Raw genomic sequence first — 20,036 nt, 5'->3', positions numbered from 1 at the left:
TCAGTCGGCGGGGATGCTGACACAGGTCAAGCGTTGTCAGGCCTGGGAGTGACGCTTGCGCCGGGAGCGGTCGATGGCGTCGCGCTGGCTGGCCAGGCGATGCTCGCCGAGAAAGCGGGTCAAGCGCTCGAAGGGCATGGGGTGGGCCAGATGGAAGCCCTGGAAGGCGTCGCAGTGATGCCGCAGCAGGAACTCGTGCTGGGCCTCGTGCTCGATGCCTTCGGCCACCACCATCAACTCCAGGTGGTGGGCCATGGCGATGATCCCCTGAAGGATGGCGCCATCCTCCTGGTTATCCGGCAGCCCCTGGACGAAGGTGCGATCGATCTTCACCGTGCTGACCGGCAGGTGCTTGAGGTAGCCCAGGCTCGAGAAGCCGGTGCCGAAGTCGTCGATGGCCACCTCGACGCCCATGTCGCGCAGCGACTGCAGCGTCTCGATGGCGTTCGGGGTGTCGTGCATCAGGATGCCCTCGGTCAGCTCGAGGGTGAGCTGGTGGGCCTCGATGCCGGTCTGGTTCAGGGTGTCGCGCACGGTCTCGAGGAAGTTGGCCCGGCGGAACTGCAGCGGCGACAGGTTGACCGCCACCGCCAGGCCCTCGAGGCCGGCCTCGTTGAGAAGCTGCAGGTCGCTGCAGGCGCGGGTCAGCACCCAGTGGTTGATGGCGATGACCTGGCCGGTTTCCTCGGCCAGGGCGATAAAGTCCTGGGGCGGTACCTGGCCGCGCACCGGGTGCTCCCAGCGCAACAGCGCCTCGACCCCGATGATCGCCCGGTGGTTGTCGAACACCGGCTGGTAGTGCAGGCGTAGCTGCTCACCGTCGATGGCGGCCTGCAGATCATGGCGCATCGCCACCCGCTCGTTTACCCCCCCAGGTGATGTCCTGGCTGAAGTGCTGCAGCGCATTGCGTCCCTGGTGCTTGGCCTGGTACATGGCCATGTCGGACTGCTGCAGCAACTGCATCGGTTCGATGGTGACCTCGCTGGACACCGCCACCCCGATGCTGGCGGTGACGTGCAGCTCATGCTCGCCGACCCGGTAGGCCTGGGCCACCTTCGGCAGCAGACGTTCGGCCAGGGTCACCGCCTGCTCGGGCTCGTCGAGGTCCGGCAGCAGCACCACGAACTCGTCGCCGCCGAAGCGGGCCACGGTATCCCCGGGCCTGAGCGCCTCGGTGAGCCGCTGGGCGACCTGGATCAACACCTTGTCGCCGACGTCGTGGCCGAGGCTGTCATTGATCGGCTTGAACTCGTCCAGGTCGATGAACAGCACGCCAAGGTGATGGGACTGGCGCTTGGCCAGGGCGAAGTCGTGGCGCAGGCGATCCTCGAACAGGGCGCGATTGGCCAGGCCCGTCAGGGCGTCGTGGCTGGCATGGTAGGCCAGGCTTTCCTCGTAGGCCTTGTGCTCGGAAATGTCGTGCTGGACGCCGACGAAGTGAGAGACCTCGCCTTCGCTGTCCATCACCGGCGAGATATAGAGGTCGTTCCAGAAGGCCTCGCCGTTCTTGCGGTAGTTGAGCAGGGTGGCGCGGACTTCGCTGTGGCTTTTAAGCTGGCGACGAATGCGTCCGACCACCTGGGGGTCGCTTTCCTCGCCCTGCAGGAAGCGACAGTTGCGCCCCAGCACCTCGTCCTCGGGATAGCCGGTCATGCGCATGAAGGCCGGGTTGGCGTAGATGATCGGCAGCTCCGGCGAGCGCGCATCGGCGATCACGATGCCATTGATGCTGGCCTCCACGCTGCGTTGCAGGATGCGCAGCTGGGTCTCCTGGGCGTGGCGCTCGGTCACGTCCTTGGCGATGCCGAAGGTGCCGCTGATGTCGCCGTCGATGATGATCGGCAGGTTGGTGATGTCCATCACCCGCCTGCCCAGCGGGGTGATGATGGGCAGGGTGTAGCGGGTCACCTCGCCCTTGAGCGTCTTGCGCACCGCGTCGCGCACCCAGGAGCGATCCGTTTCCTTGACGAAGAGTTCGTAGTGGCGCCCCAGGATGTCGCCCAGTGGTATCCCGGTAAGGGTCGAGCAGGTGGTGTTGGCAGCGACGAAGATGCCTTCGTGGTCGAGGGAATAGATGGCGTCGGGGTTGTAGGTGAACAGTGAACGGTAGCGCTGTTCGCTCTGGAACAGCGCCTGGCGGTCCTGGTCGCGTTCCACCGCCAGGGCAACCAGCTCCAGGCAGCGCTCGATACGCCGGCTGGGCTCGGCCTGCCGGGTCGGCTCGTGACGAAAGAACAGGCTGACCACCCCCAGCAGACGTTCATCACTGGCGATGACCGGGTAGGCCCAGCAGGCCTTCAGCTCGCCGTCGCGCAGGCGCGGGTGCACGCCGGCGCAGGCCGGGTCCTCGGGGATGTCGTCGCTGGCCCGTGGGGCCTTCGCCTCGGCGGCGCTGGCCCAGGTGCCGAAGGTGCCGCCCACCGGGGTCCTGGCGAGCAGCGGCGCCATCTCAGACGGCAGGCTGCGACCCGCCGCCAGGCTCAGGGTCTCGCCGCCGGGGTCCAGCGTCAGGACCGTGGCGATGGCGTCGGGCAGGTGACCCTCGAACAGCCTGCAGCAGGCCTCCAGGGTCTCGGTCAGTGGCGCCTCCCTGGCGATCATCGACTGGATGCCCTGGTAGCTCTCGAGCTGGTCCTGGGCGGCCACCAGGCTCTGGGTCTGCCACAGCAGGGTGCGCATCAGCGACAGGCTGATGGCCAGGCTGTAGGACATGATCAACCCGATCAGGGTGATCAGCGCCGGCAGGCTGCCGGCCAGCCACCATGCGCTGTCCGGGCCTGGCAGTGCGCGCAGGGACAGGGTGCGGCCGTCCAGTTCCAGAGTGTTCTCGGCCAGCCGGGGAAGGGTCGGGTCCTTGACCTCCCAGGTGTCGTCGCCGAAACCGCACCACCAGACGCCCTGGCTGTCGGTGATGGCCAGCAGAGTGCGGTCGGCAACGCTGTGGTTGCTGGGGGCCAGGGTGCCGGGCAGATCGATGCAGGCGACCAGGCGCAGGTCGTCATCGGCCAGGGCCCTGACCATGCGTGCCGACGTCGCCAGCGGGTTGTCGGGCAACTCGAGCTGTAGTTCGCCGCGGGCCGGCCTGGGCAGTGCCTCGCTCAAGCGGCAGACGCTGTCCTGAGCACGCCGTGAGCGCAGCCATAGCCGCTGGTCGCCGCGATACAGCGCCAGGCTCTCCAGGCTCTGTACGTCTCGCAGATAGAAGGTGATGACGTCGGCCAGGGTATTGGCGTCGGTCGTCTGCTCGCCGGCACGGTTGGCCAGGCGGTCGAGCCAGCGCTGGTGTAGCGCCATCTGGCCGCGTGCGCGCTCTGCGATGTTGGTCAGGGTATTGGCGGCGTCCTGCTGGACGTGGCTCTGGCGCACATGGTTGAGCGACAGCCAGGCCAGGCTGCTGAGCAGTACCCCGGCACAGGCCACCGCGATGCTGGCGCGTTGCAGGCGTAGCGGGCGGTTGGGTGGGCGTGAGGCCGCCACCAGCGAGGCCGGGCCGGCGATCAGGTAGAGCAGACACACCGCCATGGGCGAGGTGCTGCGGGTCACCTCCCAGACTTTGGGTGCCTGGCCAGGAATCACCAACCAGACGGTAAAGATCGCGCCGATCAGCAGCAGCAGCCCCCCCGACAACCGCCACCAGAAGGGGCCCTGGCGGTGCTGCACCCCGATCATCAGGGCTACGCAGCCCGGCAGCATCGTCAGCCCTGCCCAGCTGGTCATGCGCGGGCCGCCGGTCAACAGCGACTGCACGTCGGCAGGGCCGCTGGCGACCAGGTCATGGACGATGGCGTACAGCGCCAGCAGCAGCATCATCAGACCGCAGACGCTGCGGCCACGCGGTCTGCGCAGCACCTGCAGCAACAGGCCGCCGCCGCCAGCGAGGCTTGCCAGCGCCACATCGGGCACCAGCAGCGGCTGTTCCACCGGCTGGATCAACCAGGCGGCGAGGCCCGCAGCGCCGACCATCAGCAGTCCGCTGGAGGCCATCAGCAGCCAGGCATCTTCCGCCACATCGCGCAGTCTAAACGGCATCCTACCCACGATCCCCTTGACGCCCCTTCCGCCGGGCGCTCTTTTCCTTATGTGGCCAACGTCGTGGCAACGCCTCGCCACCTTCCCAGCATGGCAGCCGCCAGCGTTGACAGAAGCCTTTGCGGCCTCCTTGCCGCCATGGGCAAAGGCGCCTTTGGACTATCGGCCCGGTATCCATGGCCGCGTTTGCTCGAAACGGCACCAAAACAGTCTTCAACATACCTCAATCACCCACGAGTGCTAGCCCCTGATGTCAGCATCCACCACCAGAGTCAGCGTCCAGCAAGGGCGCGAGGGGGACAACCGTAGAGCGCATGCTTCAGCGAATAGGCACAAAGAGGGCACGGGAAAGCATGCAGAACAGTCACAGACCCGATAAAGCGCGGGTGAAGAGCCGGTGAGGAACTAGTAACGGGCGGGTGCAGACCCGGTAAAGAGCAGCCGCAGGCGGCCCAGCAGGCGGTCAAGCAAGCCCCCAGGCAAGAGCCTTCCAAAGAAATTTGCAGGCCAGGGCTAAAGCTTTTCGGCGAGCCACCGATAAAGAGGGTAACGGCCAACGGCGCCGTTGCGGCAGGCCAAGACGGTCCGCCAATGGAGCCCAACTCTTTAAGGAAGGATGACACCATGTCCGTGATCAATACCAATATCACTTCCATGATTGGTCAGCAGAACCTCAACGCGTCCAAGAGCGCCCTGACCACCTCCATGGAGCGCCTGTCCTCCGGCCTGCGCATCAACAGCGCCAAGGACGACGCCGCCGGCCAGGCCATCGCCAACCGCATGAGCGCTCAGATCACCGGTCTGTCCACCGCCCAGCGCAACGCCAACGACGGTATTTCCGTCGCACAGACCGCTGAAGGTGCTTTGAATCAGATTAACGACAACCTGCAGCGCGTCCGTGAGCTGGCGGTTCAGGCTGAAAACGGTACCAACTCCGAGAAGGATTTGACCTCTATCCAAGACGAAATTAACCAGCGTCTGGAGGAGATCGATCGCATCTCCGGTCAGACCGACTTCAACGGGACTAAGGTGTTGACAGAAGACAATAAGCTGTCGATTCAAGTTGGCGCCAACGACGGCGAAGCTATTACTGTTAACTTGGAAGAGATCAACGCAAAAACGCTGGGGCTGGAAGGTTTTAACGTCAACGGTAAGGGCGAAGTGGCTAACGAAGCCGCTACCCTGGACGACCTGACCTTGGCAGGTGCCAAACAGACTTCAGGCACTAACGAGTACGTGCTCTCCACCGATAATACGGCGGCAACCGCGGTAGACGTGCTGTCCGCTACCACTGAGGCAGGTAGCAACATCACTGTTGGCGACGCGACCTTTACCGTTAACGCTGACGGCAACTTCGAGCAGACCCAGACCTTCAGTGACGGCTCTGCCGTATCCGAAATTACCGCGGCGATGACGCCTTCCGCTGCCGGCGAAACCGTGGCAGCCGAAGTGACCATCGGCGGCGAATCCACCAACGTCTCCATCGCCTCGGACGGCAGCATCACGAACGCCGACAGCGGCAATACCCTCTACCTGGACAGCACCGGCAACCTCACAGAGAACAACGCCGGCGGTCCGCCCGCTGCCACCATCGACAATCTCTCTCAGTCTCTGACCGAGACGGCCAGCTCCAGTATTGAGTTCGGTGACGGTACGAAATATGCAACCGGTAGTGTGAACGGGTCTAACGCCATCACCACCGGCAGCGGCGCGGTCGGCGCTGCCTCTGATTTCGCTGCGGCAGTTACAGGTGCAGCAGGGACAGGCGCAACCACCGGCGCTCAGCTGGATATCATCGTGGATGGCAACTCTACTACCGTATACGCTGATAGTAGTGGCGGTCTTTTTACTGATCCAGGCTTCGGGGCTGGTAACGAATTTACGCTCGACGGCTCTGTGACGCAGGCTACTGCTAGCGACTTAGGCAATAAGATTGCTAGCGGCGATGCAACGGCGACTCTGATGGCCTTGGGTGACGGCACCGGCGCTGCAGGCAACGTAGGTGATACCTACACCGTCAACCGTGACGTCGCGCTGAGCGGCAAAGAAGTCAGCTCTGCTGATATTAGCGATGAGCTGAAAGATGCAAGTGATGCTACCTATACGCTGACCCAGAACATCGAAGGTAGCGATGGCACTAACGATACCCAGACGATTGACTTTGTGGTATCAGGTGGTGCGATTACTGGCGTGACGGCTAACACCTACACCGATAATGGCGGCACCGATCCCGGCTTGAATGATGGCGACGCCGTATACGTTGCGGCCGACGATAGTGGCTTGACAACAGCTACCACCACCGACGTCAGCTACTTCGCCCAAGAAAACGGCAATATCACCAACGATGCCGGCCAGCGTATCTACCAGAATGCGGAAGGCGCCTTTACCACTGATGACGTGACCGTCGGTGACCGTACTGAAGACCCGCTGGCGACGCTTGACAGCGCCCTGAACCAGGTAGACAGCCTGCGTTCCGAGCTGGGTGCGGTGCAGAACCGCTTCGAGTCTGCGATTACCAACCTGAGCACCAACGAGACTAACCTCTCTGCGGCCCGTTCGCGTATTGAAGACGCCGACTACGCGGTGGAAGTGGCGAATATGACTCGCGCGCAGATCCTGCAGCAGGCCGGTACCTCCGTGCTGGCTCAGGCCAACCAGGTGCCGCAGTCCGTGCTGTCCCTGCTGGGCTAAAGCTAGGTGGGTTGTCAGCCCTCGGCTGACGTGTTCCTCAGCGGGTCGCGCCTTTGCGGCCCAACCCCGACAGGCGCCTCTGGCGCCTGTCGGCATTTATACGGCGGCCAGCATTTTTTACAGAAGGCTTAGTCGCCGCAGTCGCGGCAACCTCACATCCGCCAATAGCGTTCATGGCCACAGGAGTCACCAATGAATAGCGCCAACCCGTTAAGTGTTTCGCAGGATGTCCTGGTCGAAGATGTCCTGATTGAAGGTGCCGTGGAGGCGGTCTCCGATAAGGCCTTGGCCGATGCACTAGCCCGGTATCAGGAGGTGGTGGCCTGGGCGAGTGATCTGATCGAACGCTTTGAGGCGACGGGTATGCAGGACGCCATGGGCGAGGACTACCGCCATCTGCTCGATATACATCGCCAGGCTATGGTGGGGCAGGCGGAGCTGGCATTGCGACTTGCCTAGAGGGATAGGTCCAAAGCATACCTGCGCTCCTTAAGCCTTTTTTCGCCCCAGTGTGACGCCTCCGCATCCCTGCTTCTCTTCCATCTCTCAACCCTTTGTCTACTCTCTGTCTTCCTTCTGCACGCTCACTTCCTCTTTTCGCCTCTCTTCTCTCGCTCTCTCTTCTCAGGCCCTCTCTTCTTCCTCCATAGCGATAGCCTGCCGGGCTGACCTATTCATCGTATCTATCTCTCGCGAAGGTCAGTAGGCGATGCCTAGGCCATTCGCCTGACGCACCTGATGCTGCTTCTGTCTTGAGCTTTTTCTGCTTCACATCGTAGCGACAAAAATTCAATTAAAACAGTGTATTGCAATAGTTCTCGCCAAGCCGACTAAGACGTTTGTCTTATTCGTCATTCCTTGTATTCACGTGGCTCCTCGACTAGCTTCTCCCTCACTAGTTAAATTCATCTGATCAATTGTCTCGATAACCACATACAAATACATACAAGGAGTCACTTGTGGATGCATCCTCTACCGCGGCGGCTGAGCAACAGTCGGCGCCGGAAAAGTCCTCTTTTCTGCACAGGGGCATGACCTTGCCCTTTGTGCTTATCGTCACCTGCTTTGCCGCCTGGGGGCTCGCCGGCAATCTGACCGATCCCCTGGTGTCGGTGTTCGGCTCGGTGTTCTCGATGAGCGCGCTGCAGGCGTCGCTGGTGCAGTTCGCCTACTACGGCGCCTATTTTGCCCTGGCGATCCCGGCGGCCTGGATCAATTCGCGCCTGGGCTACAAGGGCGGCGTGCTGATCGGCCTCTTGCTGGCGGCCACCGGGGGGCTTCTGTTCATGCCGGCCTCCCAGATGATGACCTACTCGATGTTCCTGGTGGCGCTGTTCACCCTGGCGGCGGGGCTGTCGATCCTCGAAACCTCCGCCAATCCCTACGTGATGGCGATGGGCCCGCGTGAGAACGCCACACGGCGGCTGAATTTCGCCCAGTCCTTCAACCCGGTGGGGTCGAACCTGGGGGTGCTGCTGGCCGCGGTGTTTATCCTGCCCCACGTCAATCCGGCCACCGCCGAGCAGCGCGCCTCGCTGACCCAGGAGGCGCTGGCCGAGATGCAGTCGGCGGAATTGCAGGCGGTGATGGGCCCCTACATCACCCTGGCGCTGGTCTATGTGGTGATCGCGATCGCTATCGCCATGGTGCGGGTGCCGCGCCACGAGGCGCTGATGGCGGACCGCAAGAGCGAGACGGTGGCGCTGTCGGGAAGTCGCCTCGGCCGGCTGGTGCGCAACCGTCGCTATGCCTTCGGGGTGGTGGCGCAGTTCTTCAACGTGGCCGCCCAGACCTGTACCTGGACCTTCACCATCCACTACGTGACCGAGGCGCTGGGCGTCGGCAGTGAAGAGGCCGGCTACTGGCTGCAGGCCTCCTTGCTGGTCTTCCTGGTGTCGCGCTTCGTCATGGTCGGGGTCATGGGGCGGGTGGACCCGCGCAAGCTGATGACCGGGATGTGCGTGCTCGGCGTCGCGCTGTCGCTGGTGGCGGTGTTCAGCGGCAACCTGATCGGGGCGGTGGCCCTGGTGCTGCTGAGCGCCTGTATCTCGCTGCTGTTCCCCACCATCTACGGCATCTCGCTGGAAGGGCTGGGGCAGGACACCAAGTACGGCGCCGCCGGCCTGGTGATGGCGATCGTCGGTGGCGCCCTGGTGCCGCTGGCCCAGGGCTGGCTGATCGATATCACCTCGGCCCAGACCAGCTACCTGGTGGTGGCGGTGTGCTTCGCGGTGATCGTGGCCTTCGGTATCTATGTGCAGCGTCATCCGCGGCCCGAGACCAGCAACGAGGGTGATCTGGCCTGAGCTGGCGTCTCTTGAACTGGTACGCCTTAACGCGAATCGGGGGTGTCTCGCAGCACCACGGCGACCTGGGCGAGGTGAGTCTGCATGGCGGCATGGGCGCCCCTGGGGTCGCCGGCGACGACGGCATTGAGGATGGCCAGGTGCTCCTGGTGGGTGATGGCGATACGACCGCCGAGGTGGATCGATTGCCACAGCCGCATCCGCAGGGTCGGCCGCGACAGCGCCTCGAGCAGGGCGACCAGCACGGGGTTGCGGGAAATCCTCGCCAGGCTGAGGTGGAACTCCAGGTCGGCGGCCATGGCGCCTTCGTGGTCCAGCGCCTGGATGGCGGGCTCGGCCTCGGCCAGTACGGCCTTCAGGCGCTCGATGTCCTCATCGGTTCGGCGCAGCGCCGCCACCGCCGCGGCCTCCACTTCCAGTGCCTGGCGCACGTTGTGCAGGTCGCGGGACGAGGTCCCGGCCTGGATGCCCGCCCAGAACTCCAGGGGCTTCAGCAAAAGCCCCGGGTCCAGCGAGGTAACGGTGGTGCCGGAGCCCTGGCGGGTCTCGAGGATGCCCATGGCGACCAGCGCCCTGACCCCTTCACGCAGCGAGCTGCGCGAGACAGCGAAGCGGGTGGCGAGGATCGACTCGACGGGCAGGCGATCGCCGGGAGCGATTTCACCGGAGACGATCATCTCCTGGATGCCTTGCACCACCACCTCGTACTGGGAAGGGCGGCGCTGGTCGCTTGCGGATGGGGGAGGCGGCGTCATGGCAGGGGCTCCGGCTCGGAAGGGGTGATCGAATCCCGCCATTCTATCGAAAACTTCGGCAGCACTTTAATACATCTGACGAATCTGGAGGACGATACGTGTCCGTCATCACCTCAATCGAACTGGTGGATCTGCGTTTTCCCACCTCGGACAGCAGCGACGGCTCCGACGCGGTCAACAAGGACGCCGACTACTCGGCGGCCTATCTCAGGCTGGTCACCGACGACAGCGCGCTCTATGGGTGCGGCTTCACCTTTACCATCGGTCGCGGCAACGAGATCTGCCTGCAGGCCATGGAGGCCCTCGCCCAGCCGCTGGTCGGCCGGGACGCGGCCGAGGTCTGCCGGTCCCCGGGGGCGATCTATCGTGAACTCGCGGCGGATTCACAGCTTCGCTGGCTGGGCCCGGACAAGGGGGTGGTGCACCTGGCGCGGGCGGCGGTGATGAACGCCGTCTGGGACCTGGCGGCCCGGCATGCGGGGCTGCCGCTGTGGCGTCTGGTCTGCGAGATGGAGCCGGAGGTGCTCGTCGAGCAGTTGGATCTCAGCTACCTGGGTGACGTGCTGAGCGCCGAGGAGGCGGTGGCGATGCTCAAGGAACAGCGGCCTTTCCAGCAGGAGCGCATCGCCGAGCTGAGCGAGCATGGCTTCCCCTGCTACACCACCTCGGCGGGGTGGCTCGGCTATTCGGACGAGAAGCTGGCCCGCCTGTGCCGGGAAGCGATGGACGAGGGCTACCGCCATATCAAGCTCAAGGTCGGCGCCAATCCCGAGGACGACGAACGTCGCCTGGGGATCGCTCGCTCGGTGATTGGCCCCGACGTGGCGCTGATGATCGACGCCAACCAGATCTGGGAGGTGCCCGAGGCCATCGAGCGGGTCGAGGCGCTTTCCCATCACGACCTCTTGTGGATCGAGGAGCCCACCAGCCCGGATGACGTGCTGGGGCATCGCAGCATCGGCGATGGCGTTCGCCCGCTCGGCATCGGCGTCGCCACCGGCGAGCACGGCATGAACCGGGTGCTGTTCAAGCAGTTGCTGCAGGCCAACGCGGTCGACTACGTGCAGATCGACTCCTGCCGTCTTGCCAGCGTCAACGAGATCATCCCGGTGCTGCTGATGGCCAGGAAGTTCGGCAAGCCCGTCTGCCCCCACGCCGGCGGGGTGGGGCTGTGCGAGCTGGTCAATCACCTGGTGATGATCGACCACGTCGCGGTGTCGGGGCCCGTGGACGGGCGGGTGGCCGAATTCGTCGATCACCTGCACGAACACTTCGTCGACCCCTGCGTCGTGCGAGATGGCGCCTATACATTGCCGCGTGAGCCGGGGTATTCCGCCGAGATCAAGGCCGAGACGCTGGCGGCCTGGGCCTGGCCGAACGGCACCGAGTGGGCCCGTCGGCGCCAGGCGGTGCCGGCATGATCCGCGGCCCGCTGCTCAATCCGCCCTTGCTCGAGGGCCTGGCCGCTGCGGGTCATGGCGCCAGGGTGCTGGTGGCCGACGCGCTCTATCCGCATTCGACCGGTGCGCCGCCAGCGGCGAGCCGGGTCTACCTCAACCTGTGCGAGGGCATGGTGCCGGCGCTGTCGGTGATGGAGACGCTGGCCCAGGCGGTGTTCGTGGAAGAGGTCACCTATATGGCCAACGCCGAGGGCGGCGCCTCCGAATCCGTGCTCGAGTGCCGCCAGCGGCTGGCCGGCCACCGCCATGGGGGTGGCCAGCAGATCGCCTGGTCGAGTCTGGATCGCTGGGCCTTCTATGACGCCTGCCGCGGCCCCGAGGTGTGCCTGGTGGTGGCCACCGGCGAGTGCCGCCCCTACTCCAACTTTCTGCTGACGATAGGCGTTCCGTGATGATCGATACCCACCTTCACGTCTGGGATACCGGTGCGGTACGGATTCCCTGGCTCGCCGATGCGGGCCTGCCCGCCAGGGCGCCGATTCCCGATGGCCAGGACCGCCGCTACGTGCTGGTCGAGGCCGACGCCCCGGACCCCGCCGAGGAAGCCGCCTGGCTGATCTCGCTGGCCGAACAGGACCGGCGGGTTCACGGCGTGGTGGCGAGCGTCGCGCTGGAGCTTCCCCAGGCCGAGCGGGCGCTGGCGAGTCTGGCCGAGGTGCCCCAGGTGGTCGGCGTCAGACGCCTGCTGCAGGACCGCGAGCTGTTTGGCTCGACCGCCCTGGTCGAGGGCCTGAAGCGTCTGGCCGACTGGGGCCTGCCCTTCGATGCCTGCGTCAGGGACCGGGAGCTGCCGCGCCTGCTGGCGTTGCTCGAGCGGGTGCCGGAGCTGACGGTGGTACTCGACCATATGGGCAAGCCGAACCCGCGTGATGGCGTCGCGCGAGAGGCCTGGCAGCGTAATCTGGCGCGCCTGGCCGAGCTCGACAGGGTCCACTGCAAGTTGTCCGGTCTGCCGGCGGAGTGCCGCGACGCCGACGAACTCGAGCGCCACGCCGCGGACATCGTCGACGTGGCGCTTGAGACCTTTGGTGCCGAGCGCTGCCTGCTCGGCAGCGACAGCCCGATCAGTCAGGACCCGAAGGACTGGTGCAAGCGGGTGTTGGCGCGGGTGCCCGCAGAAAAGCGCCAGGCCGTTGCCGAGGGCAACGCCTTGAACATCTATCACAGGAGGGATGCCGGATGACGACATCGCCGATCGCCAGCCGTCTGCCGCCCAAGCTGCGCCGTGCCTTCGAAGGCCTCGGCGTCGGTGCGGCGCAGTTCGGCAACATGGGCAAGGTCACCCCCGAACAGGACTGCCTGGCCGCCGTGGACACCGCCTGGGAGCTGGGGCTGCGGTTTTACGACACGGCCCCGCACTACGGGCTCGGGCTGTCCGAACAGCGCCTGGGCAAGGCGCTCAAGGGGCGTTCGCCGGACGACTACGTCATCTCCACCAAGGTGGGGCGCCTGCTGGAGCCCAATCCTGCCCCGCAGGGCAGCGACGAGGCCAACGGCTTCCACGTGGCCGATGACCTGACCCGGCGACGTGACTACACCGCCGAGGGCGTCAGGCAGAGCCTGGAGGCGTCGCTTGCGCGCCTCGACATGGCGTCGGTGGACATCCTCTGGATCCATGACCCGGAAGAGCCCTCGGATCGCTTCGAGGAAGCCCTGGCGGGGGCCGTCCCCGAGCTCGAACGCCTGCGCGAGCAGGGCAGGATCGCGGCCTGGGGCGTGGGCTCCAAGGACGCCGGCATGCTCAAGCGCTTCGTCGATCAGGCAAGGCCAGACCTGATCATGCTGGCCGGTCGCTACACCCTGCTGGAGCAGGAACAGACAGGACTGATGGCCGCCTGCCTGGAACGCCAGGTCGGTGTGGTCGCCGTCGGCGCCTTCAATTCGGGCCTGCTGGCGCGTGACGAGCCTCCTGCCGACGCCTGGTACGAGTACGGCCAGGCACCGCAGGCGGTACTCGAGCGTGCCCGCGAACTCGCCGCGGTGGCGCGAGCCCACGGCGTCAGCCTGCCGGCGGCGGCGCTGGCCTTTCCGTGGCGCCACCCCGCCGTGGTCAACGTCATGGCCGGAATGCGCTCGCCTGAGCAGGTGAAGCGAAATCATGCACTGGCCTCGTGCGATATCCCCGAGGCCTTCTGGAACGAACTGCAGGCGCGAGGCCTGCTGAAGGAGAACACATGAAGCTGTTGCGCCGTGGAACGATGGGTAACGAGATGCCGCTGGTCGAGGTCGAAGGCGTGCTCTACGACGCCTCGCCGGTGGGCGACTTCGGGCCAGGCTTCTGGAAGGACAACGGCGTGGCGCACCTTCGCCGGCTGCTGGACGCCGGACGGCTGACCGCCGTCGAGCTTGCCGACGAGGTGCGCCACGGCTCGCCGGTGGCGGCGGTGGGTTCGGTGATCTGCATCGGTCAGAACTACGCCGCCCACGCCGCCGAGTCCGGCGCCGAGCCGCCGAAGCAACCCATCGTCTTCTTCAAGACGCCCAACACCGTCGCCGGCCCCGACGATACCGTCACCATCGCGCGCGGTTCGGAAAAGACCGATTGGGAGGTCGAGCTCGCCATCGTGATCGGCAGCACCGCCAGCTACTGCGACTCGCTGGAGGAAGCGGCCCGTCACATCGGTGGCTATGTGCTCGCCAACGACCTGTCGGAGCGCAAGTTCCAGCTCGAGGTCTCCGGTGGCCAGTGGAGCAAGGGCAAGTGCAGCCCGGGCTATATGCCGCTGGGCCCCTGGATCGTGACCGCCGACGCCTTCGATCCCGCCAATGTGGGCCTGCGCTCCTGGGTCAACGGCGAGCCGCGCCAGGACTCCCGCACCTCGGACATGATCTTCGGCTGCGCCGAGATCGTGCGTGATCTATCGCAATACATGCAGCTCGAGCCCGGCGACGTCATCTCTACCGGAACCCCCGAAGGGGTGGCGGTCTCGGGGCGCTTCGACTACCTCAAGCCGGGCGATGTGGTCGAGGTGGAGATCGAAGGCCTGGGCCGCCAGCGTCAGACATTTCGTGCCTGGGAGGACTAATCCATGACAGCTCGATTCGAAGGACGGGTGGCCATCGTCACCGGTGGGGCCTCGGGCATCGGCGCGGCGATCGCCGACTGCCTGGCCGCTGAAGGCGCCCGCGTCGCCGTGCTGGATCGCGAAGATCCCGCCAATGAACACCATTGGGAAGCGTGCGATGTCGCCAGCAGTGAGCAGGTAGAGCGCGCGGTGGCAGCCGTCGCCAGTGCGCTGGGACGTATCGATATCGTGGTCAACAACGCAGGCATCGGTGCCCAGGGCGACGTCGCGGGCAACCCGGATGAGGAGTGGGAGCGTGCCTGGGAAGTCAACGTCGCCGGCATGGCGCGGGTGTCTCGCGCGGCGCTGCCTCATCTGCGCGAGTCGGACGCCGCCGCCATCGTCAATATGGCGTCCATCGCCGCCACCGCAGGGATTCAGCAAAGGGCCCTGTACTCGGCGACCAAGGGCGCCGTGCTGGCCTTGACCAGAGCCATGGCGGCCGATCACCTGCAGCAGGGCATTCGGGTCAACTGTGTCTCGCCCGGCACCGCGGATACCCCCTGGATCGGCCGCTTGCTTGCGCAGGCGCCTGACCCCGAGGCCGAGCGTGCCGCGCTGGAGGCCCGCCAGCCCCACGGACGGCTGGTCGCCGCCGCCGAGGTGGCCCAGGCGGTGGCCTATCTGGCCGATCCCGCCAATCGCTCGACGGTGGGGGTCTGCCTGCCGGTGGACGGTGGCATGGACGCCCTGCGCCTGCGTCCGCGCTAGCCCTGTTCATGTAAAAACCGTTCATGTCGGTCCTCAAGAGTACGCCGGTCTAGCCGATAGTGGTTATATTAGGTAATGCGCACCGCTTACCTCTATCTGGGCAGGGCTCATGGCTAAGGATCGATCAGCGGGCTTGGGCCCGACGACGCTGTTGCAGGCGGCCTCCGCCGGCAAGGTCGCCCATCACCCCTCGGTGGTGGCGGGGCTGGTGCTGGACCGCGCCCCGGTGGGGCTGGCGCTGATCGATGCCAACGACCGCCTGGTATGGGCCAACACCGCGCTGACGGAGCTGGCCTGTCCCACCGGCGGCGAGCTGCAGGGCCGCAATCTCAACGAGCTGTTTCGCCCCTTCGTCAATCTGCTGGGGGAGCGGGGCAGCTACCATACCCTGTCACCCGGCGAGGACTGGCAGCAGGCCTGGCTTGCGGTGGATGACAGCGCCAGCGCCCGGCTGGGGCTGATGTCCTGCGTGGCCTTCGACCGAGGCGCCGATGCGGCTCTGGACAGCGGCACCGATCCGCTGATGTGGCTGGTCACCTTCGTCGATCTCGACGCCGACGCCGACGCGGTACTGGATCGCCGCCATGCCGATATCGGCAACGTGGCCAGTACCTGGATCTTCGAGGACCGCCTGTCCCACGCCTTCGATCGCGCCGACCGTCTGGGCCAGCGCCTGGGCGTGATGCTGATCGAACTGCATGGCCTGTCGCGCATCCTGGTGGACCATGGCGGCGAGATGGCGTCGCGGGTGTCGCGCCGGGCCGGACGTCGACTGGTCAACGTGCTGCGCCGGGAAGACAGCGTGGTGCAAGTCGATCGCGAACGCTGGGGGGTGCTGCTCGAGCATCCCGTCACGCCGGAGACCCTGCAACTGGTGGCCGACCGCTGCCTCGAGGCGCTGGAACCGCCCTTTACCCTGTCCGGCTATCGGCCCGCCCTGATCGAGCCGCGTATCGGCATCGTCCTGTGTCCGGAAGACGGCGAGGAAGCCGGTGAGCTGCTGGCCCACGCCGAAAAGGCGCTGGAAGAGGCCGTGCCTGGTGGTTTCGCCTTTTACGACGGCAGCCTGCAGCGTCTGATGGAGCGCCAGCAGCGCTTCCGTCACGAGCTGCAGGAAGCGCTGATGTTCCCCGATCAGCAGTTCTACCTGGTGTATCAGCCCCAGTTCGATCTGATCACTCGGCGCTGCTGCGGGCTCGAGGCGCTGGTGCGCTGGCGACATCCTCAGCGTGGCGAGGTCGCGCCGGGGGAATTTGTCGCACTCGCCGCCGAAATGCAGCTGGTCGACCGGCTAGATCGCTGGGTGCTCAAGGAAGTCGTGGCCCAGCGCCGGCGCTGGCGCGAGGCCGGCTCCGAGCTGGGTGACTGGGATATCTCGGTGAACATTCATCACCGCCTGTTGGATCAGGCCGGCTTCGATGGCCGCGCCCTGGATCTCTACCTGCGCCAGCTATGCGAGTCTGGCGCGAAGGGGGAGGCGGGTGCCCAGGAAGAGGCGGGTGGCCACTATCGCCACGAGTGCCTCGACTGGTTGTGCCTGGAGGTGGATGGCGCGGGGTTGTTCGAGGTGGGCCACCGCCAGTCCCACCTGTTAAGGCGTATCGTCGCCCTGGGCGTGCGGCTCGGCGTCGATGGGCTGGGCCGCTCCCCGGTGGATCTGTTCGGCATGGCCTCGCTGCCGGTGACCCTGGGCAAGCTGGGGCCGGAGACCCTCAAGACCCTGGCCGATCCCACCACCAGCATGCGCCAGAGCGTGGCGGCGCTGATGCGCTGCCTCGAGGCGCTGGAGTTCGTCGCGGTGGCGGTGGGAGTCGAGACCGCCGAACAGCTCGATACCATCAAGGCGCTGGGGCTTGTCCGGATTCAGGGGCGTCTTGTCGGCGCGCCGCTGGAAAGCGAGGCCCTGGTGGGCTGGGCGGCCTCAGGCGCGCAGCCGGCGATAGCGATCTGAGCCAGGCATTGATGCCGCCAAGGTGGCAGGGTCGGGCAGGTGTTTCCGAGAGGAGACGTCAGGCCCGATGTTAAGAGTCCAAGCTGAGAGCCCAAGCGGCAAGCCAAGACCTTGAACCAGGAAATCAGGCCGAGACGTTGAGCCGAGAGGGTTGCAGCCGGGTGTGGCCGTCGGGCTGGTAGACGCTGGCGTTGGCGATGCGGTGGATCTGGTCGAGCATGCGCTGGTTGTGTTCCATGCGCAGGGCCAGCAGTTCGCCACAGCGCAGGTTGGCGCGGGAGACTTCCCTGGCGAGTGCCATGGTGGCCTGCCAGGCGGCTTCGCAGCCGGCGTCGCGGGCGGCTTGCAGGGTGCCCTCGCGGTCATCGGGGTAGCCCAGTCGGCACTGGACCTGATGGCGGCGAGCTTCCGTTTCGGCAAGCCTTTGCTGGATCTCGGACTTCTGGCCGGCGAGCGCCACCAGCGCCTCGCTGTCGACCTGGCCCTGGACCAGGCACTCCTGTTCCTCGCCCAGCAGGGCCAGCAGCTCGGCGAGTCGCTCACGCTGCTGGTCGAGCAGTCGGGCAAGACTCACGACCGCGAGCCCTCTGAGCCATCGCCGAGCATGTCGCGGACGCTGTCGATCAGGCCGTCGGCGATGCGTTCGGGATGGATTTCCAGGCGACCCTCGCGGATGGCGTCACGAATCTGTTCGACCCGGGCGCTGTCGATGTCCTGGCTGGTATCCGCCGCCGGGCGGCTCAGGTGGGCCTGGGCACCGGCTTCGACACCGGCGCCAGCGGCTTTTTGCGTCTCGCTTTGCTGGAGCTTGTCGCTCTGCTGCGGCCCCTCGCTTTGGGCGGGGCGGGTCAGAGGATGTTGCGAATCGATCTTCACGGGCAAGGCCTCACGAGAATGGCGATGGGACCAGGCGCTGGCTGTCGCCGTTGATCCGAATGTCTGTGTCTATGTACATCATCGGCCGCAAGAACAAGAACTTTAGGTCTGGCGCACCAGCCAAATTTTTAACACCGTATTGCCGAGCGCAGCCGCTTCGTGGACATGTCCTGGGCGTTTTACGAAAAGTCGCCGAGCGAAGGTTAGACAAGGCAAAAATCGGAGAGACAGCGCAGTTTACTAGCAGTAAATGAGCATGTTGATCCGGATTTTTAACGCCGTATTACCGAGCGCAGGCACTTTTCATCAACGTCCTAGTAGGTTACCGCCAGCCGGCCGCGTTCCACCACCCGGGCGTCGAGGATCTGGCGCCGATCCACCCTTACCCGCACGATATCGCCGAGGCCGCCGGCCTCCAGCGCCTCGCCTTGGCGGCTGATGCGAAAGCCCCGGCCGCTAGCTTCCACCGCGACCTGCTCGCCGCGTCTCACCAGCTTGGGTGATGTCAGCTGATGGGCCGACAGCGCCTGACCCTGGCGAATCCCGCGTCGGGCGATCTGACCGATGGCCGCCTGTGGGTCGGTCAGCGCCTGGGACGGCAGGCGGCTTACATCGAAGCGCTCGCTGGTCAGCATGTCCGCGCTCAGGCGCTCGCCGGGGGCGATGTCCCGCGCCGCCACCAGGCGCTCGCCCAGCCGGGTGATCTCGGCCTGCAGATAGCGGCTGCGATGACGCTCACCCTCGCAGCGAAGTCCCACCGAGACGCGTCCGGCCAGCCGACTCCCCGCCCGGGGCAGGAAGGGCTCGGGCTGGTGGCAGTCGGCCAGGCTTGCCGCCGGCGGGAATACCTGAATCTCCAGATCGCCCGGTCGGGCGCCGTCGGCCAGGGCCTGCTCGAACAGAAAGCTCTCCACCCGTGTCAGCGCTTCCCCGGTGCCCGCATCGACGCCGCCGTCATCGACCGCCTGGCCGCTGGCCTGGGCGGCGGCGTGGCCGGTACTGGCGGCAAAGCCCGTGCTGACACACAGCACCAGCGCCGCCCGGGCGATGACCCAGGACAGGGAAGCAGTGGCTTGTACAAGAGATGAGGATCGAGACATCGGGATACCGGTGGTCGGTGCGATCTTTAGCGCCCGGGGCCGTTTGAAGGACGCTTTCCTGGCCATTCAAGGGCCATGGCACACCAGTGTAGAGAAGCGGGCATCGACGCATGGTCTGAAATGGGCGTGGTAATGGGGGCTGTTCACGGCTTTGTGCAGACAGGGGTCTGGGTATTCTTCATCGTCGAACCCCTTGTCTCTTTGTTCCCTTGCTTACGGAGCGCACCGGGATGATCGATCAGCTCGAGGCCTCGCTCGCTTTTCACCAGCAGGCCCTGTCGCTCAGACAGGAACGCCAGAAGGTCCTGGCCAGCAATATCGCCAATGCCGATACCCCCGGCTACAAGGCACGCGACATGGACTTTTCCCAGGCCCTGGAAGCCGCGACCAAGGGGGCGAATCAGCCCGGTCTGGCCCTGGCGCGGACGTCCAGTCACCACCTGTCGGGGCATGGCCAGGCCATGTCGCTTGGCGGCAGCGAGCTCAAGTACCGCGTACCGGAGCAGGCCAGCCTCGACGGCAACACCGTGGACATGGACCGCGAGCGGGCCGCCTTCACCGACAACTCGGTGCGTTACCAGGCCGCGCTGACGATCCTCAACAGTCGCATCCAGGGCCTCAAGCAGGCCATGCAGCCCGAGCAGTAAGCCCGGTCCATCTCAGTTTCCAAGCAGGGAGAGCGCCCCATGTCGATGTTTTCGATCTTCGATATCTCCGCCTCGGCGATGTCCGCCCAGGCCCAGCGCATGAACGTCACCGCCAGCAATATGGCCAACGCCGACAGCGTGGCCGGCCCCGACGGCGAGGCTTACCGCGCCCGCCAGGCAGTGTTCGAGTCCCGCGCCGCCAGCGACGGCATCGGCGGCGTCGGTGTGCGCGAGGTTGTCGAGGACCCCTCGCCGCTGCGCCAGGAGTATCGCCCCGAGCATCCTCTGGCCGATGACGCCGGCTACGTGGCGATGCCCAACGTCGACCCGGTGGGCGAGATGGTCAACATGATCTCCGCCTCCCGCTCCTATCAAGCCAACGTCGAGGTCATGAACACCAGCAAGCAGCTGATGCTCAAGACCCTGACCCTGGGCGAGGGCTGA

At 65.6% G+C, this 20,036-nt stretch carries 18 protein-coding genes; 12 read left to right on the top strand and 6 right to left on the bottom strand.

What is annotated here, in order from left to right:
• Positions 1 to 36: 36 nt before the first annotated feature.
• Together NKF27_RS20160 and NKF27_RS21200 are read right to left on the bottom strand one after the other, a co-directional pair.
• On the bottom strand, positions 37 to 849 hold the full coding sequence (locus NKF27_RS20160) for a bifunctional diguanylate cyclase/phosphodiesterase (RefSeq protein WP_240184219.1): 813 nt from the start codon (positions 847 to 849) through the stop codon (positions 37 to 39).
• Positions 839 to 4,030 (bottom strand): diguanylate cyclase, encoded by a 3,192-nt coding sequence (locus NKF27_RS21200; protein WP_301271172.1) that lies wholly within the window; start codon positions 4,028 to 4,030, stop codon positions 839 to 841. Before NKF27_RS21200 ends, NKF27_RS20160 begins: the two co-directional genes overlap by 11 nt.
• Before the next feature lie 624 nt (positions 4,031 to 4,654).
• Here NKF27_RS21200 and NKF27_RS20145 point away from each other — a divergent pair.
• The 3 genes from NKF27_RS20145 (at position 4,655) to fucP (ending at position 9,027) form a co-directional block, all read left to right on the top strand.
• On the top strand, positions 4,655 to 6,721 hold the full coding sequence (locus NKF27_RS20145) for a flagellin (protein WP_301271171.1): 2,067 nt from the start codon (positions 4,655 to 4,657) through the stop codon (positions 6,719 to 6,721).
• A 192-nt stretch (positions 6,722 to 6,913) separates the two neighbouring features.
• Entirely contained in the window at positions 6,914 to 7,180 is a 267-nt protein-coding gene (locus tag NKF27_RS20135; protein WP_253554624.1) for a hypothetical protein, read from the top strand.
• A gap of 500 nt (positions 7,181 to 7,680) precedes the next feature.
• Positions 7,681 to 9,027, top strand: a complete 1,347-nt coding sequence (fucP, locus tag NKF27_RS20130) for an L-fucose:H+ symporter permease (RefSeq protein WP_253554622.1) — start codon at positions 7,681 to 7,683, stop codon at positions 9,025 to 9,027.
• Between the two features lie 26 nt (positions 9,028 to 9,053).
• Here the strand turns inward: fucP and NKF27_RS20125 are convergent, their stop codons facing one another.
• Positions 9,054 to 9,782 (bottom strand): FadR/GntR family transcriptional regulator, encoded by a 729-nt coding sequence (locus tag NKF27_RS20125; RefSeq protein WP_253554620.1) that lies wholly within the window; start codon positions 9,780 to 9,782, stop codon positions 9,054 to 9,056.
• Positions 9,783 to 9,880: 98 nt separating this feature from the next.
• On the opposite strand from NKF27_RS20125, the gene NKF27_RS20120 reads away from it, so the two are divergent.
• The 7 genes from NKF27_RS20120 to NKF27_RS20090 all read left to right on the top strand — a co-directional run bounded on the left by NKF27_RS20120 (position 9,881) and on the right by NKF27_RS20090 (position 16,969).
• Complete coding sequence (locus tag NKF27_RS20120) at positions 9,881 to 11,203, top strand: L-fuconate dehydratase (RefSeq protein ID WP_253554619.1); 1,323 nt, start codon at positions 9,881 to 9,883, stop codon at positions 11,201 to 11,203.
• Positions 11,200 to 11,634 carry an RbsD/FucU family protein gene (locus tag NKF27_RS20115; protein ID WP_253554618.1) on the top strand — a complete coding sequence of 145 codons (435 nt, stop codon included), beginning with the start codon at positions 11,200 to 11,202 and terminating at the stop codon, positions 11,632 to 11,634. Before NKF27_RS20120 ends, NKF27_RS20115 begins: the two co-directional genes overlap by 4 nt.
• Entirely contained in the window at positions 11,634 to 12,425 is a 792-nt protein-coding gene (locus NKF27_RS20110; RefSeq protein ID WP_253554617.1) for an amidohydrolase, read from the top strand. The genes NKF27_RS20115 and NKF27_RS20110 overlap by 1 nt, the downstream gene beginning before the upstream one ends.
• Complete coding sequence (locus NKF27_RS20105; protein WP_253554616.1) at positions 12,422 to 13,420, top strand: aldo/keto reductase; 999 nt, start codon at positions 12,422 to 12,424, stop codon at positions 13,418 to 13,420. Before NKF27_RS20110 ends, NKF27_RS20105 begins: the two co-directional genes overlap by 4 nt.
• Entirely contained in the window at positions 13,417 to 14,268 is an 852-nt protein-coding gene (locus NKF27_RS20100) for a fumarylacetoacetate hydrolase family protein (protein WP_253554615.1), read from the top strand. Before NKF27_RS20105 ends, NKF27_RS20100 begins: the two co-directional genes overlap by 4 nt.
• Positions 14,269 to 14,271: 3 nt before the next feature.
• Entirely contained in the window at positions 14,272 to 15,018 is a 747-nt protein-coding gene (locus tag NKF27_RS20095) for an SDR family NAD(P)-dependent oxidoreductase (protein ID WP_253554614.1), read from the top strand.
• 133 nt (positions 15,019 to 15,151) lie between these two features.
• Positions 15,152 to 16,969 carry an EAL domain-containing protein gene (locus tag NKF27_RS20090; RefSeq protein WP_253554613.1) on the top strand — a complete coding sequence of 606 codons (1,818 nt, stop codon included), beginning with the start codon at positions 15,152 to 15,154 and terminating at the stop codon, positions 16,967 to 16,969.
• A 124-nt stretch (positions 16,970 to 17,093) separates the two neighbouring features.
• Here the strand turns inward: NKF27_RS20090 and flgN are convergent, their stop codons facing one another.
• From flgN to flgA, 3 genes are all read right to left on the bottom strand, one after another.
• Positions 17,094 to 17,543 carry a flagellar protein FlgN gene (flgN, locus tag NKF27_RS20085; RefSeq protein ID WP_253554611.1) on the bottom strand — a complete coding sequence of 150 codons (450 nt, stop codon included), beginning with the start codon at positions 17,541 to 17,543 and terminating at the stop codon, positions 17,094 to 17,096.
• Positions 17,540 to 17,845: a flagellar biosynthesis anti-sigma factor FlgM gene (gene flgM / locus NKF27_RS20080; protein WP_253554609.1), complete on the bottom strand. Its 306-nt coding sequence runs from the start codon at positions 17,843 to 17,845 to the stop codon at positions 17,540 to 17,542. The genes flgN and flgM overlap by 4 nt, the downstream gene beginning before the upstream one ends.
• Before the next feature lie 314 nt (positions 17,846 to 18,159).
• Positions 18,160 to 18,945, bottom strand: coding sequence for a flagellar basal body P-ring formation chaperone FlgA (gene flgA, locus NKF27_RS20075; protein ID WP_253554607.1), 786 nt, complete (start codon positions 18,943 to 18,945; stop codon positions 18,160 to 18,162).
• Between the two features lie 230 nt (positions 18,946 to 19,175).
• Here flgA and flgB point away from each other — a divergent pair, with 230 nt between their 5' ends.
• Positions 19,176 to 19,592 carry a flagellar basal body rod protein FlgB gene (gene flgB, locus NKF27_RS20070; RefSeq protein WP_108132049.1) on the top strand — a complete coding sequence of 139 codons (417 nt, stop codon included), beginning with the start codon at positions 19,176 to 19,178 and terminating at the stop codon, positions 19,590 to 19,592.
• Between the two features lie 39 nt (positions 19,593 to 19,631).
• Positions 19,632 to 20,036 (top strand): flagellar basal body rod protein FlgC, encoded by a 405-nt coding sequence (flgC, locus tag NKF27_RS20065; protein ID WP_045992584.1) that lies wholly within the window; start codon positions 19,632 to 19,634, stop codon positions 20,034 to 20,036.

This window comes from Halomonas sp. DN3 (assembly GCF_024137905.1).
Taxonomy (GTDB): domain Bacteria; phylum Pseudomonadota; class Gammaproteobacteria; order Pseudomonadales; family Halomonadaceae; genus Halomonas; species Halomonas litopenaei.
This window is presented reverse-complemented; position numbering and strand designations above follow the sequence as displayed.